Source organism: Globicatella sanguinis NBRC 15551 (assembly GCF_001552295.1).
Taxonomy (GTDB): domain Bacteria; phylum Bacillota; class Bacilli; order Lactobacillales; family Aerococcaceae; genus Globicatella; species Globicatella sanguinis.
In genome coordinates this window covers 1-15063 of sequence record NZ_BCQX01000053.1, presented here as the reverse complement: position 1 = coordinate 15063, position 15063 = coordinate 1, and the positions used below count along the sequence as shown (strand labels likewise).

Annotated in this window: 14 protein-coding genes; 11 read left to right on the top strand and 3 right to left on the bottom strand. The window is 35.1% G+C overall.

Annotated features, from left to right (window positions below; translation table 11 throughout):
* Positions 1-187 precede the first annotated feature (187 nt).
* Entirely contained in the window at positions 188-2062 is a 1875-nt protein-coding gene (locus tag GSA01S_RS05915; RefSeq protein ID WP_174519403.1) for a fructose-1,6-bisphosphatase, read from the bottom strand.
* Between the two features lie 136 nt (positions 2063-2198).
* Here GSA01S_RS05915 and GSA01S_RS05910 point away from each other — a divergent pair, with 136 nt between their 5' ends.
* Complete coding sequence (locus GSA01S_RS05910) at positions 2199-2834, top strand: hypothetical protein (protein ID WP_066125783.1); 636 nt, start codon at positions 2199-2201, stop codon at positions 2832-2834.
* A gap of 385 nt (positions 2835-3219) precedes the next feature.
* Here the strand turns inward: GSA01S_RS05910 and GSA01S_RS05905 are convergent, their stop codons facing one another.
* Both GSA01S_RS05905 and GSA01S_RS05900 read right to left on the bottom strand, forming a co-directional pair.
* Entirely contained in the window at positions 3220-4137 is a 918-nt protein-coding gene (locus tag GSA01S_RS05905) for a serine hydrolase (protein ID WP_157064780.1), read from the bottom strand.
* 432 nt (positions 4138-4569) lie between these two features.
* Positions 4570-5244 (bottom strand): endonuclease III domain-containing protein, encoded by a 675-nt coding sequence (locus tag GSA01S_RS05900; protein ID WP_066125779.1) that lies wholly within the window; start codon positions 5242-5244, stop codon positions 4570-4572.
* Positions 5245-5348: 104 nt separating this feature from the next.
* On the opposite strand from GSA01S_RS05900, the gene lepB reads away from it, so the two are divergent.
* The 10 genes from lepB (at position 5349) to GSA01S_RS05850 (ending at position 15046) form a co-directional block, all read left to right on the top strand.
* Positions 5349-5807, top strand: coding sequence for a signal peptidase I (lepB, locus tag GSA01S_RS05895; RefSeq protein WP_083513225.1), 459 nt, complete (start codon positions 5349-5351; stop codon positions 5805-5807).
* 29 nt (positions 5808-5836) lie between these two features.
* On the top strand, positions 5837-6610 hold the full coding sequence (locus GSA01S_RS05890) for a response regulator transcription factor (RefSeq protein ID WP_066125775.1): 774 nt from the start codon (positions 5837-5839) through the stop codon (positions 6608-6610).
* A complete protein-coding gene (pnpS, locus tag GSA01S_RS05885) occupies positions 6600-8366 on the top strand; it encodes a two-component system histidine kinase PnpS (protein ID WP_066125772.1) in 1767 nt (588 codons plus the stop codon). Before GSA01S_RS05890 ends, pnpS begins: the two co-directional genes overlap by 11 nt.
* Positions 8367-8605: 239 nt before the next feature.
* Positions 8606-9469 carry a phosphate ABC transporter permease subunit PstC gene (gene pstC / locus GSA01S_RS05880; RefSeq protein WP_066125770.1) on the top strand — a complete coding sequence of 288 codons (864 nt, stop codon included), beginning with the start codon at positions 8606-8608 and terminating at the stop codon, positions 9467-9469.
* Complete coding sequence (pstA, locus tag GSA01S_RS05875) at positions 9469-10287, top strand: phosphate ABC transporter permease PstA (protein WP_066125769.1); 819 nt, start codon at positions 9469-9471, stop codon at positions 10285-10287. The genes pstC and pstA overlap by 1 nt, the downstream gene beginning before the upstream one ends.
* Before the next feature lies 1 nt (position 10288).
* Positions 10289-11047, top strand: a complete 759-nt coding sequence (gene pstB / locus GSA01S_RS05870; protein ID WP_066125767.1) for a phosphate ABC transporter ATP-binding protein PstB — start codon at positions 10289-10291, stop codon at positions 11045-11047.
* Between the two features lie 27 nt (positions 11048-11074).
* On the top strand, positions 11075-11731 hold the full coding sequence (phoU, locus tag GSA01S_RS05865; RefSeq protein ID WP_066125765.1) for a phosphate signaling complex protein PhoU: 657 nt from the start codon (positions 11075-11077) through the stop codon (positions 11729-11731).
* Positions 11732-12018: 287 nt separating this feature from the next.
* Positions 12019-12864 carry a substrate-binding domain-containing protein gene (locus tag GSA01S_RS05860; RefSeq protein ID WP_066125763.1) on the top strand — a complete coding sequence of 282 codons (846 nt, stop codon included), beginning with the start codon at positions 12019-12021 and terminating at the stop codon, positions 12862-12864.
* 247 nt (positions 12865-13111) lie between these two features.
* Positions 13112-13675: an NADPH-dependent FMN reductase gene (locus GSA01S_RS05855; protein ID WP_373276904.1), complete on the top strand. Its 564-nt coding sequence runs from the start codon at positions 13112-13114 to the stop codon at positions 13673-13675.
* A 3-nt stretch (positions 13676-13678) separates the two neighbouring features.
* Complete coding sequence (locus GSA01S_RS05850; RefSeq protein WP_066125760.1) at positions 13679-15046, top strand: NADPH-dependent FMN reductase; 1368 nt, start codon at positions 13679-13681, stop codon at positions 15044-15046.
* The last annotated feature ends 17 nt before the right edge of the window (positions 15047-15063 follow it).

Here is a 15063-nt window from a genome sequence, read left to right as displayed (position 1 = left end):
TCAAGTTTATGCCCAGCCTCATTATCAATTTTTAAGCCAGTATTTTAACTTAATGTGAATCATTATTCATTTTTCAAGCGGATATTCTCACTTGGGGTTAGTGAGTTTGGTTGATTCTGAAAGTTCTAAAATTAAATTGGTCACTTAAATTGTAATTCTTCCTCATTTTTAAGATGGTATTCTAATGTTAGTCTTTGTCGTTTTCATACAATATTTTGGCTTTAAGATCTTGCGATTGTCGTGCGAGTTCTTTGCCTATATCAGTATTTTTGACATATTGACGCTCATGGCGTTTTTTAACAATTAGTTGTGTCGGAAAAATGTCAAGATATTTTTCAATCGCCTTTTGTTTTGAAGTGAAGGGATGATGCGCAACTAAATACACTTCATTAGAATTATCGACGAGTGTATATCCAGCAATGCCGGTTACTTTTTGATAGGCAGTTGATAAGCCACCATCAATGACAAGCATTTTACCATTGGCCTTAATAGGATTTTCACCTTTGATTGTTTTAACTGGGGTATGACCATTTATAATATAGCCTTCGCTCGTTAAACCAAAATCGTTTAATAATTTTAAGCAAAATTGCTCATTTTTGCGCCATTCATAATAAGGGTTTTTAATTTCGCTATGGACTGTTTTATCTGAGATAAAGTAACGTTCAAAGGTGCGCATGATATCTTTTCCAAAGAGGGTAGAACTAGGACCGCACCATAAGTACCAAAGGGTGTCTGTTGCCCAATCGTCATGAGAATCTAATTGCTTAAAGCTTTCTTCGATTGAGGTTGCATAGAAGTCCATCAATGATTTTCCTTGATAAAGGTGATTATCGATGTTTAATTGGTAATATTGACCTTTTTCATTAACGGGAATACACCCATGGAAAAGAAGATTATCATTATATGTTAAATACATTTTTCCATTTTCTAATAAAAATTCCATATGTTCTTTTAATTTTGCTGAATTTTGGAACTGATGTAGTAAATCTAATAAAATAAGTTCTTCACCCAAGGTTAATTCATTTGGTTGTTCCCAATCGATTAAATCAAAGCAAGTATTGTCTAAGTGATATTCTTGACCTTCAATGTTGATTGTATGGGTATTGGGATCAATCATCGGCAGTAAATTGCGGTGGTTCATCTGAAATTCTGGGCGACGTTCAATTAATTGGCCCTCTAATTTGAATTGCATGATGGTCATGGCTTGATGCATACAATTTATCGCAGTTTCTGTTGCTGCATCTATAGGTGTTTCGAGTTTAGGTTTAAAAGCAGCATTTTCTTGATAATAACGAAGAGCGAATTTTTTTAATCGGCTTAAGTCAATGTCATAGCTTTCTTCTAAAAACTGGGTGTGTCCATAGCGGAAAGCAATTCTTAAAACTGTAGCAAGACAAGTCATATTACCAGCATAGGCCCCCATCCAGATGATATCGTGGTTTCCTAAAGTAATATCAACGGATGGTAAGCTCATGAGGACATCCATTACTTTATCAGGATGAGCACCACGGTCATAGATATCTCCTAATACATGGAGATGATCGACTACAAATCGTTGGATTAGGTAACTCAATTCAGTTGCAAATTGCGGAGCCAACTCCAGTTCTATAATGGTTTTAAAAATTGTATGATAATAAGCATTTTTATTATCGTGTTCATCGTATTGATATAAAAGCTCTTCTAAAATATAAACATATTCACTCGGTAAAGCCTTTCTTACTTTTGAACGGGTATATTTACTGGACACAAATCGAGTGAGGTTGACTAAATTTTTTAATAAAGATTGCCATTTATCAAAAGATCGTTGTTTACCTAAAATAAAATCTTCAGGATAATAAGTGGCGAAGCAAAGCTCATTAATGGCTTGTTCATCTAGTTCATCTTCAAAAAGGGTTTGTACTTTAATGCGAATAATACCGGAGCAATTGCGTCTAATGTGGTCAAAGGCTTCGAATTCACCATGGATATCACTAATAAAATGTTCAGTCGCTTTTGGTAATTCACGGATTGCCTCAAGGTTAATAATCTCAGCTAAATCATTTAAAGTTTTTTTCTTCATCATGATGTAAGGGCCCCCAATCGATTAATATAAATGTATTATATCAGATTAAAATAAAATGAGGAGCCATCAGCAAAATATTTTACAAAAATTGTATTGAGTGTTCCAAAAAGATAAAATAGATAATGAGGTGATCATTATGTTACAAGAAGCGCAAGCAATTCAACATTATCTGCAGTATGTTGGCCAAAAATATATTGCACCCCATAAAGCTTTAGATGAAGAAGAATTTATGCTGCAGTTTAAAAAAGACGGGGGAAAGGCACGGAACCAATTTAAAAAGATAGTAGAGGCTTTCAATGACCAACAAAATCTTTTAAAAATGCAACGTGTAAGTAATTGGATGAATCAAGCGCAATTTGGCACCCCATTATTTTATTGTTTTTTTAGAGGGGAAAACGATGAGATGTCTTATCCTGGTATGGCTGTGCGTTTATATATAGAAGGACAACGATTAGGATTAACTTGGGAGGTAAGTGTACTTGAGCGGACTTTAGCTAAAGATAGTTTAGTGAGACAACATCGAGTATTGAGAGTTCCAGCTGATGACGCCATGTATTATTTAGCTTATAGTCAAGGTGAACCTTTTATTTATTCGGGTACTGAGGATAATCGCATTTTTTTAAAAAATGCCGTTGAAGCGGGTGAAGTGAGAAAAGTTCTTGTTAAAAGTTTAATTGGTTTTTTTGATGAATTTCAAACGACGGATGATTTAATTGAGGCAATGAATCAACATTTTGAACGATTGTTTCCTTATTATTTAGCCACCAAATAAACAAATTAATTTTGACTGACGAAGATTGAATGAAGATTGAATTAATAAAAAAGAGACTGAACGAAATGTAATATGAACGGCTCCTTATTAAGTAAATACTAAAAAGTAATGCTACTTTAAAAGGAAGCTATCAAATTATTTCTGTTCAGTCTCGTCTATTTCACTTATATAAAACAGTTAAATGCCACTCAACCACTGCGATTTGAATTAAATTGATATGCTTGAACAGAATTTAAAAGTTTTTGCCCAAACTCGGAGCAAAAATTAATGGCTATAGACCACCTCGTCAGTGAACCCTTAAAACCGAATCCGCTTAAGGATACTCGATACCCTTAAAATCGTCGTTAGCATTGTGAATGTATAAAAAGCAATAAATTGATTTTGTTTAAAGTGTCTTGCTGATTGAATTTGATTCGTGTTGAGCTTCAAACCAACGATTTAGTCTTAAATTGATTAGTCCGAAAAATTCATTTTGCATACCATCATACTCAAGGCCTATACCATCCGTCATTACCACTAAGGTGTAAAGTGGCTCGCCGGTATCATCAAAATAAATGCCGGTATCATGGAAATACTCATCTAAGTAACCGTATTTCACAGCCATATTATCATTGACATAATATTTTAGTAACCAATGAGGTTGGGCTGTTAACATCGTGTCAACGACATTAGAATAATAATCAGAAGAGGCAATCGCAATTAAGATACCTTCTAAGACATCTGCATTCACATGATTAAATTGATATAATTCAGGATCGTAAATATCTGCACCGCTAAGCATTAACATATCGTTTTGATGGTTACCAATATTATTAAAGTAATAATGCGTTAATAAATTCCAAGCGGTATTGTCTGAATTGACTAACATCTCATAGATTAAATCTTGCAGAGCGTAACTTGGTTGGATAGGACTATTGGTAATATTGCCGCCGCCTTCTTCAAACATTGCCTCAACAAAGGGGATTGGTGTATCGTAAGACAGATACCCTTCATTGATTAATGAAGTATAGAGTGCTGCCGTCGCCACTTTGGTCGTGCTAGCTCCTAGCATGGTAATGTCACTATTTAAACCATAGTGCGTATCATCAATAAAGTCATAGAACGCAATAGAGATTTGGTCACTATTGTATCCAAATTCGCTAATCGTATCGTATAGAATATCGTCTACGGTCTTGTTTTCTATTGAATAATTTTGATCAACATCTTTTAACAGATCATTGGCTTGAACAACCATCAAAGGCGTGACACCGAATGACCAAGCAAAGAGACATAAACAGCATGTTGCAAAAAATTTTTTAAGCAATTTCTTCACCTCTAATAAAAATACCCAATCATTATAACATACAAAAAATAGATAGCTACTCTTTTAATGTGAAGATTTGGTGAATTTCACAAAAACTATCATTGCCTGAGGTAGATACTTAGTCTTCATCACTTAATTACCATTGCTGGTTTTGTGATAAATTAGTCTTCATCACTTAATTATCATTGCTGGTTTTGTGATAAATTAGTCTTCATCACTTAATTATCATTGCTAGTTTTGTGATAAATTAGTCTTCATTACTTAATTATCATTGCTAGTTTTGTGATAAATTAGTCTTCATCACTTAATTATCATTGCTGGTTTTGTGATAAATTAGTCTTCATCACTTAATTTCATTGCTCGTTTTGTGATGAATTAGTCTTCGTCACGTCATTATCATTGCCGTACTTGTGAAAAATGAGTCTTACACACTTAATTATGATTGTCGTGGTTCGCAATTAATTGATAATCGTTTAAAAAATGATCGGATACTTTTTTGTTGGGGCGTAAATGTTGTTGGGCAAATTGAATAATCCATCCGTGAAAAGCGGCCCATTCAGCAACGGTTAAGTCACCATTGTTTTCAGCAAATTGTTTTACGGCGGGATAAGTTAAAGGGACAGGCGCCTTCAGTAATTGAAAAAGTCGACGCGCATAATTATCGGCTATAAAGACGGGTTCGTTAAAAACATACATTAATAAAACATCTGCCGTTTCAGGTCCGATACCACGCCTTTTTAATAATTCTTTACGTAGAGAAGGACCATAATGGGCTTTAATCTTGTCATATTGGTCTTCAAAGGTTTTGGTCCATTCGAAAAACTCTAAAATATTTCGGGATTTATTTTCATGAAAACCACTTGAATGAATTAGTTTTATTAACTCTTGTTTGGAAAGTTGTCGAATTGTTTCTGGAGAAAAGCTGGCATTTTGCCTGATTTGATTGAGTGAAAGTTCGACATTATGCCAGGTAGTATTCTGGACTAAAAAGGCACCGATGACAATTTCGTGCTTGCTTTCATGTGGCCACCAATCTTCGATGCTCCCTTGATAATGTGTTTTTAATAAGTTAAATAGTTGATTAACAGTAATCAATTGATTGTCCATATAGCTGCTCCTTTATGATTTTTAATGTAGGTAAATGAAAGAATCACTCCATGTAACAAGGATTATAGTGAAAATTTTGCGTAAAGTCATCAAAATAGATTATAATGGAAAGGGCAAAGGTGGTCATGAATGTGAGCTATTTTCTTTTAATTTTTTGTATTAGCAGTTTGATTTTTAAGAAGATTCTGGTAAAAATATCTGGGAATTCAATGGCTCCTACTTTTCACTCAGGGGATATTGTTTTATCAAAACCAATCAGAAAAATTCGAAGGTATGATATTGTTATTTTTAAAAGAAAAGAGAAACTGTTCATTAAGCGTGTGATTGGCTTGCCTGATGAAACCCTACGCCTATCACCTAAAGGTGTAGAAATCAATCAAAGAATATTATATGAACCCTATTTAACAGAAGCGAATCGATATTATTTACGTCGTCCAATGGAATGTATCATTCCCAACGATAGTTATTTTGTGTTGGGAGATAATCGGCGCAGTTCTGTCGACAGTCGTACTTTGGGCGTCATTAAAAGAGAAGAAATTATCGTTAAAATATTTTCAAAGTAAAAGAGTGCTATATTTTGGAGGTTACCTTAATGAAACGAATTTTAGTTGTTGATGATGAGAGTTCAATCGTAACATTATTGCAGTATACGTTAGAAAATGCCGGTTATGAAGTAGATGTCGCATTAGATGGTAAGACGGCTTATCAAATGATTAAAACCGTAAATTATGATTTTATTGTATTAGATGTGATGTTACCACAAATGAGTGGGATGGACGTTTGCCGGCGCGCTAGACAAAAAGGCATTCAAACTCCAATATTAATGTTAACAGCTCGTGCAGATGAATATGATAAAATTATTGGTTTAGAGCTAGGAGCTGATGACTATATGACGAAACCCTTTAGTCCAAATGAAGTCTTAGCTCGAATCAAAGCCATTTTAAGAAGATTATCCGTTAGTCATTATCGAGTTGATGATGAAATTGAAGAAGCGGAAGTTGAAGAAGTGCGAATGACACCTGATAATTCAGTACCTATACCTGAAAATAATACCGAAAAAACTTATGGTGAGCTTACTATTTTAACTGATCGATTTGAAGTCTGGGTTCGTGGAGAACAAATCGAAATTACACCAAAAGAATATGAACTATTAGTCTATATGACAGATAGACAAGGTCGAACTTTGAGTCGAGAACAATTATTAACACAAGTTTGGCAATTTGATTACTTAGGAGAGACTAGAATTGTGGATGTTCATATTAGTAATTTAAGAGAAAAAATAGAGCGTAATAATAAAAATCCAGAATATATCATTACCGTCAGAGGGTTCGGCTACCGTTTTGAGGTACCTGATTATGCAAAATAATCCTAAACTTCTAAGTAACCGCAATATTCTATTCATTATTATTGTCTCCATCTTTACTATTGTGCTAGCTGTATTGGCCCTAGATGCAACCGTTCATCGGATGGTCATGCAAGATAGAATGAATCAAGTAATAGAACCTATCCAATTACAGTTGAAAAAAAACCAGCCTCTTTCTAAATTGAAGTTAGAGGCAATTGAGGAACAGTATGATGTGTCCATTTTATGGTTTCAACGAGAACAGTCTTTAACCAATCAATTGCCGGAGCTATCATATGATAGTAGCAATTTAAATGAAAATATTAAAAAATTGATTTCAGAACAAGTCCATGAAGTAAACAGTAAACCTAAAATATCGTTGAGATCATCTCATTATTTAGCCATCATTCCTTTAACCGAAGCGAGTATAGCTAACTGGGTAGTAGTGGTGATGCCAGCGATTAGTTTAGTAGACAATAATTTACAGATTTTATCCGTCATATTAGTCGTTATCATTATCTTGTTAGCCATCGTGATTAGCCTTTTTTGGAGGTACTATTTTATTCCGCTTCGTAAGTTAAATGTTGTGTTACATAAGCTTTTGAATAAGGATTATCAGTTGCAATTTCCCTTAATACAAAGCGTTCACAATGGCATAGTGGGAGAAATGACACAATCACTCCAACAATTGAGTTCGAATTTAATTAAACAAGAAAATGCTTTATCCACTACGGTTCATCAGCGAAGTGTTCTAATCAATCATCTCATTTTGGGTATTGTTGTTGTTGATTCAGAAGGAAAAATTGTTTTAACCAATCCAGCGGCTAATGCGATGTTGGATATTGTAGATAGAAATATCGGCGAGCATTATACAAGTGTTATTAAAAGTTATCCTATTTTATCGATGATTGATCGAGTACGCCAAAATCATTTAGCACAACGAGAGGAAGTTGAACTATGGGTGCCGCATACTCAAATTGTTGACGTTAATATTGTTCCTTATGGCCAAGGAAATATCAATGATGAAATTTTAATTTTATTATATGATTTAACGGCTATTAGAAGGTTAGAAGAAGTGCGATCTGAATTTGTCGCCAATGCTTCACATGAACTAAGAACGCCGGTAACAGCGATCAAAGGCTTTGCTGAAACACTACAAAATGGTGCCATGGAGAACCCAGCGATTGCGATGAAATTTATTAATATTATTGCGGACGAGAGTCATCGTTTGGAGCATATTATTCAAGATATTTTATCGTTATCACGAATTGAAAAGCAACAAGTTGCGATTAATGTTACTAGTTTTGATTTAGTAGCGAAGATTCAAAGCATGTCTCATTTATTTGCTGAGCGTTTGGAACAGAAAAACATGCAATTGGTACTACCGAATTCTGGTCCGATAATGATTGAAACAGATGAACAACGAATTGAAAATATCGTAACCAATCTAATTGATAATGCGATTAACTATTCTGAGGACAATAAAAAGATTATAGTTCGTACTGAAGAAAGTTCACGAATGGTTCGTTTATCGATTATTGACCAAGGGGTAGGGATTCCTCCGGAAGAACAAGAGCGAATTTTCGAACGGTTTTATCGTGTAGATAAGGCCAGAAGTCGTCAAACGGGTGGGACAGGATTAGGATTATCAATCGTTCGTCACTTAGTAAAAACAATGAATGGAACCATTTCAGTTGAAAGTAAGGTAGGTCAAGGTTCTACTTTTACCGTCAGACTGCCTAAATATTGGGGGAAAAGAAATTTAGAAGGAAAAAATTAAAAAAATAATATAAAGATTTTAGAAACGTTTTCTATAAAAGAAAGCCCTATAAAGGAAGAGAAAGATTATATTACGACGAGAAAAATAATCTTTCTCTTATTTATTTACGTTCGATTTACAAAACTAATCTTATTTTAATTTTAGACACTTTTTACTGCATCTAGGTTTACAATAACCTTACTTAACCTTTCAGAATAAAACCGTTAAAATTGAAGGTAGAGAAATTATGGAGGAAGATTATGATGCGAGATTTTAAAGAGACATTCATGAAATATGTATTTTTATTTTGTGCGACTTTGTCGATTGTATCGATTATTTTGATTTTTTATTTTATTTTTCAAGGAGCAATTCCTTTCTTACTAAAGAATGGTGTTTGGAATTTTTTAAGTGGTAGTGTTTGGAGACCAACTGCATCAACACCTAAATTTGGGATCTTTCCAATGATTGTTGGATCATTTGCGGTTACAATTGGTGCTATTATTATTGGTGTGCCAATTGGTGTCTTAACAGCGGTTTTTATGGCTTACTTCTGCCCTGAAAAACTCTATCGCTATGCCAAACCTGCTATAAACCTAATGGCGGCCATTCCGTCGATTATTTATGGCTTTTTTGCTTTACAATTACTGGTTCCTTTATCTCGACAATTGTTTGGTGGAACAGGGATGAATATTATCACCGCTTCGATATTATTGGGAATTATGATATTACCTACTATCATTGGACTATCAGAATCTGCAATTAGAGCTGTGCCAAAAGATTTTTATTCAGCTAGTATGGGGTTAGGGGCTACCCATGAACGCTCAGTGATGAGTGTGGTCGTACCGGCAGCTCGTTCAGGTATTTTATCTTCTGTAATTTTAGGGATTGGACGGGCAATTGGTGAAACAATGGCGGTCATTTTAGTAGCGGGTAATCAACCGGCACTCCCTCGTCGCTTAACTTCTGGTGTCCGAACGTTAACGACCAATATCGTATTAGAAATGGGTTATGCGTCTGGGGATCACCGTGATGCCTTGATCGCTACAGCCGCAGTATTATTTGTATTTATCATTATTATCAATAGTATTTTCATGTTGATTAAGAAAAATAAGGAGGTAGCTTAATGAAATCGCATCACTTTATTAAAGGGTTAGTTTGGGCTGCCGCAATGTTTACTTTAGGGATATTATTGTTTATTATTGGTTTTATTGTTTGGAATGGTTTTTCATCAATGAACCTCAGTTTATTCGAATGGGAATATACCACTAAAAACGTCTCAATGATGCCGGCTATTATTTCAACTTTAGTCGTGGTGGGACTTTCTTTATTAATTGCCGCACCAATCGGTGTTTTTACTGGTTTCTATTTAGTAGAATATGCGGATCGTTCAAGTAAAATTTTACCGATTATTCGTTTAGCCACTGATACTTTAGCAGCAGTTCCGTCGATTGTTTATGGTTTGTTCGGGATGCTATTTTTTGTAAATAGAGTGTTCGGTAGCTTCTCACATTACGCTGGTATTTTAACGATAACAATCATGATTTTACCTATTATTATTTCATCGACAGAGGAAGCTTTATTATCTGTTCATAATAGTTTGCGAATGGGGAGTTTAGCATTGGGTGCTGGTAAGCTTAGAACTATCTTTACCGTAGTATTACCGGTTGCCATGCCAGGGATTTTATCAGGACTCATCTTGGCGACGGGTCGTATAGTTGGGGAGTCGGCTGCTTTGCTTTACACTTTAGGTTCTTCATCTAATATGATCAGAAACCTTAAGTCTCCAGGTCGTACATTAGCAGTACATATGTACGTTTTATCTCAAGAAGGTTTCCATGTGAAAGAAGCGTACTCAACGGCGACGGTTTTAATTATTTTAGTATTAATCATCAACTGGTTATCCACTCGATTAGGTAACAAGTTAGCAACAGGGGGAAGATAAGATGGCAAAGGTAAAATTTGATATACAAAATTTAGATTTCTATTATGGTGATTTTCAAGCACTTTATAATATTAATATGGAGATTGAAGAAAAATTAGTCACAGCATTTATTGGACCTTCAGGTTGTGGTAAATCAACGTTTCTAAAAATCTTAAATCGGATGCAAGACTTGGTTCCTGGAACTAAAGTGGATGGTTTGGTTACTTTAGATGGTCAAGACATCTATAATCGAAACTATAATGTCAATGAGTTACGTAAACGTGTGGGGATGGTTTTCCAACAACCGAACCCATTCCCGAAGAGTATTTATGATAATATTGCTTATGGACCACGCACGCATGGAATCAAAGATAGTGCTCAATTAGATCAAATTGTTGAAGAATCGTTAAAAGGAGCTGCTATTTGGGATACCGTCAAAGATAAGTTACATCAAAATGCGACTGCACTGTCTGGTGGGCAACAACAACGTATTTGTATCGCGCGAGCAATTGCGAATAACCCAGAAGTCTTATTGATGGACGAACCCACTTCAGCCTTAGACCCAATTTCGACCAATAAGATTGAAGAATTAGTTCATGAATTAAAAGAAAAATATACGGTTGTGATTGTAACCCATAATATGCAACAAGCGGCCCGTATTTCCGATAAAACAGCTTTCTTTTTAAATGGAGAAGTGATAGAATTTGGAGATACCGAACAAATCTTTGGATTCCCAGTAGATAAACGTACAGATGATTATATCTCTGGTCGTTTCGGCTAATAATTATTCCAAATAGGAGGAATTAAGATGAGAAGTGTATACGAGCAAGAGTTAAAAGATTTATATGTTCAATTGACAAGTTTAGGAAATGCAGCCAATGAATCATTACATAAAGCGGTAACTGCTTATCAAAATGACGATAAAGAATTGGCACATGAATTATTTAGTGATGATTTAAGAATTAATGCGTCTACTGCAGATATTGAAAAAGCTGCTTATCGTATTATTGCCTTACAACAACCAGTAGCAGGAGACTTGCGTTTAATCTTCACTGTTTTACACTGTTCACAAGATATTGAACGTATTGCCGATCATGCGGTATCGATTGCGAAAGCAACGATGCGTTTAGATGAAAACTTTAAAGACGCGCCCCAAATTAATCAAGTATTAATGGAAATGGCCGAAAAAGTTCAAGTGATGTTAACGGATGCGATTACGGCATTTATGGAACAAGATTCACGTGGAGCTAAAGCCATAGCAGAGCGTGACGAAGAAGTCGATGCGCTATTATCTAAGCTCTTTAAAATCGTGATTAAAGATATGGAAGAACAATCGGATGTTATCACATCTGGTGTGAGCTATATCGGTGTTGCGCGTAATTTAGAGCGTATTGGTGATTATGTGACGAATATCTGCGAACGGATTGTTTACTTGAACACAGGTGAGATTGTTGAATTAAATTAAAAATATTTTTCTCTGATGACTTTGCTGATTGAAGTTGTCAGAGTTTTTTATTTTTCTAAGTAACATTTTTATGGATTATTTGTTGAAAATAATAAAAATAATGCCATCACGGATGCTTGTATGGAGGTGAAAATTCAATGTTTTTACTGGAGTCGGTGAGTGTCACTGGAAATGTTTACGTTGAATTTACAATTAATTTACAATAAATTGATAATTGAATGTTATATTTAACATGTACCACAAAGGTATTGATGAAAACTTTTATTTAAGAGGAGAATATTAATATTATGAAAAAAGCTTTATCAAAAGTAGCAATTGCATTATTAACTGCATCTGCAGCATTACCTTCAGTATTCGCACAAGAAGGATTAATTAACGTAGTATCTCGTGAAGATGGTTCAGGAACTCGTGGAGCTTTCGTTGAATTAGTAGACGTTGTAGATGAAAACGGCGATGATATGACAGACCTTTCAGCAGTTATCCAAAACAGTACAAATGGTGTTATGCAAACAGTAGCGGGCGACGCTAACTCTATTGGTTATATTTCTTTAGGTTCATTAAATGAAGATGTTAAAGCTTTAACAGTTGACGGTGTAGAAGCTTCAGCTGAAACCATTAAAGCTGGTGATTACAAAATCGCTCGTCCATTTAACGTTGCATGGAAAAAAGATGGACTTTCTGAAATCGCTGAAGACTTTTTAAACTTTATCCATTCTGAAGAAGGACAAAAAATCGTTGAAGAAGAAGGATACATCAAGTCTAAAGATGAAGCTACTGAATACGAAGCTTCAGGATTAAAAGGTGAATTAACCTTAGTTGGTTCTACTTCAGTTTCTCCAGTTATTGAAGTATTAGGAGAAGCTTATAAAGCATTAAACCCAGATGTAACCATTTCTGTTGAATCAGTAGGTTCTTCTGCAGGTATCGAAGCAGCCAATAACGGTACAGCTGATTTAGGTATGGCTTCACGTGAATTAAAAGAAGAAGAGGCTGAAAACTTAGATGTTGACGTAATTGCTTTAGATGGTATCGCAGTTATCGTTAATAAAGATGCTGAAATCGAAGATATTACTTTAGAAAACTTGAAAAAAGTTTACTTAGGTGAAATCACTGATTGGGCAGACGTTAAATAATTAACATAAACACAAAACCTTATTAAGATTGAAACAGTCTAGTTCGCTAGGCTGTTTTTTTACTATTGATACAGACTAATATAGAGATTGACCAAAAGTGATGCAATTGATACACTTATAATGAGTTGTAAGCGTATAATTGGTGTTGGAATACTGGTTGTACGACATTATTTATAAGAAATGAGGGATTTTGGTGTATAAATTGATTGGCATCGTGGGCTCCAATGCAAAAAGTTCTACCAATCGGATGTTATTACAGTATATGAAAAAGGCGTTTGCAGATAAAGCGACGATTGAATTATTAGAAATAGATGCTTTTCCATTATTTAATAAACCAGCATTTGATCAACTTCCTCCTGTAGTCATAGAGGTAGCGGCTAAGATTGAACAAGCACAAGGGGTGATTATTAGTACTCCAGAATATGATCATACGATACCAGCGGCATTAAATAATGCACTTGCTTGGCTTTCATATGGGATTTATCCATTTGTTGACAAGCCCGTCATGATCACCGGCGCTTCATATGGTGTATTGGGATCGTCTCGCGCTCAACAACACTTACGTCAAATATTAGACGCTCCAGAACTAAAAGCGCGTATCATGCCGAGTTCTGAATTTTTATTAGGACATTCATTAAAAGCATTTGATGAAACAGGAAACTTAGTCAATGCAGAAAATAAAATTAAATTGTCGAAGTTGTTTGATGAGTATTTATCGTTTATTAATGTGATGGAAAAAGTCACTCAAGCAACATCGGTTCATAGAAAAGAAGCAGAGAATTATAATTGGGAGAAAAGAGAGGTGAATTAAATAATGAAATTAGTCGGTCTAGTCGGTTCAAATGCAGAACATTCATACAATCGCTTGTTATTAAAGGAAATTAAAGCCCGCTTTCAGCATCTATTTACTCTAGAAATCTTGGAAATTTCTAAAGTGCCACTCTTTAATGCTTCTGCTGATGATCTTGATCTCGAGGAGGTTCAATACTTAAATCAACGTATTTTAGAAGCAGATGGTGTTATTATTGCGACACCTGAACACAACCATACGATTCCACCAGCTTTAAAAAGTGTTTTAGAATGGTTGTCATACAAACTGCATCCATTTGAAGATAAGCCGGTGATGGTAGTTGGCGCCAGTTATGATGTACTCGGCACTTCTCGGTCGCAATTACATTTGCGACAAATATTAGAAGCGCCAGGTCTAAGAGCCCATGTCTTTCCAGGAAATGAATTTTTATTAGGCCAAGCGAAAGAAGCCTTTGGTGAAAATGGACGGCTAGTTGACGCTAAAACCATTCAATATTTATCAGAATGCATTGAAAAATTTGTTCGCTTTGTTCATGTTTTAAAACAAGTCGAACAACCATGTCATCGTAAACAAGGTATTATTCATCAGAGCTATCAACTTGGTGATTTTTCAAAAGGAATGGATGATTCAGAGGTATCAGAAATCATCCAACAATTAAAGTCAGGAGAAAAAGAAGTCGCCCATTATCATGTGCCTACGGGAAATAAAGACCAATATATTGTTCACACCTTTCAAACTGTAACAGATGAAGACGGAAGTATCGTTTCGATTGAAGAGTTTATCATGGATTATGCACAAATAATTGAACAATATTTAAAGCAAACAGGACAATCTCTAACGAACGAGGGAGACTTAACCACAACGAAACAAAGTCTATACACAGAACCCGAAATCCCTGAAGTAGATGTGTTAAGTAGCGCTAGTCAGCATTTGGAATCAAAAAATCCACCATTACAAAGAAATGAGACGATCGAAGCGAAGGTTGATGCGACTTCCAGTCCAACGCAATTAAGTGCAGCTGGAGAAGCAGAACCAAGTGAAAAGGCTAAAGCAAAATTTATTTATGTCAATGAACAATCAAAGCAGTCAACGCCTACACAAGATACTCAACCTCAGATTATAAAAGTAATCGACGTAGGTTTTAATGACACAAACACCTCAAAACAAGACGTAGATACTACCACTACGGCGACCGTTAAACATTTAAACCATGAAAGTAAAAAAGAAGAGAAAATACAAGAAACACAACTTCCAACAGCAAACGTAGAAAAAGCAACGAAATCAGATACAACAGAAGCTGAATCAGAAGCCAAATCAGGTCATCGACCAACGATGATAGATACTACTTCGGGAGCAAGTGACCAATATTAAATTTTTAGCATAAAAAA

Coding starts and splice junctions, on each gene's coding strand:
- GSA01S_RS05915 (WP_174519403.1), bottom strand. CDS start 2,062: ATGATGAAGAAAAAAACTTTAAATGATTTAGCTGAGATTATTAACCTT.
- GSA01S_RS05910 (WP_066125783.1), top strand. CDS start 2,199: ATGTTACAAGAAGCGCAAGCAATTCAACATTATCTGCAGTATGTTGGC.
- GSA01S_RS05900 (WP_066125779.1), bottom strand. CDS start 5,244: ATGGACAATCAATTGATTACTGTTAATCAACTATTTAACTTATTAAAA.
- lepB (WP_083513225.1), top strand. CDS start 5,349: ATGGAAAGGGCAAAGGTGGTCATGAATGTGAGCTATTTTCTTTTAATT.
- GSA01S_RS05890 (WP_066125775.1), top strand. CDS start 5,837: ATGAAACGAATTTTAGTTGTTGATGATGAGAGTTCAATCGTAACATTA.
- pnpS (WP_066125772.1), top strand. CDS start 6,600: ATGCAAAATAATCCTAAACTTCTAAGTAACCGCAATATTCTATTCATT.
- pstC (WP_066125770.1), top strand. CDS start 8,606: ATGATGCGAGATTTTAAAGAGACATTCATGAAATATGTATTTTTATTT.
- pstA (WP_066125769.1), top strand. CDS start 9,469: ATGAAATCGCATCACTTTATTAAAGGGTTAGTTTGGGCTGCCGCAATG.
- pstB (WP_066125767.1), top strand. CDS start 10,289: ATGGCAAAGGTAAAATTTGATATACAAAATTTAGATTTCTATTATGGT.
- phoU (WP_066125765.1), top strand. CDS start 11,075: ATGAGAAGTGTATACGAGCAAGAGTTAAAAGATTTATATGTTCAATTG.
- GSA01S_RS05860 (WP_066125763.1), top strand. CDS start 12,019: ATGAAAAAAGCTTTATCAAAAGTAGCAATTGCATTATTAACTGCATCT.
- GSA01S_RS05855 (WP_373276904.1), top strand. CDS start 13,112: ATGTTATTACAGTATATGAAAAAGGCGTTTGCAGATAAAGCGACGATT.
- GSA01S_RS05850 (WP_066125760.1), top strand. CDS start 13,679: ATGAAATTAGTCGGTCTAGTCGGTTCAAATGCAGAACATTCATACAAT.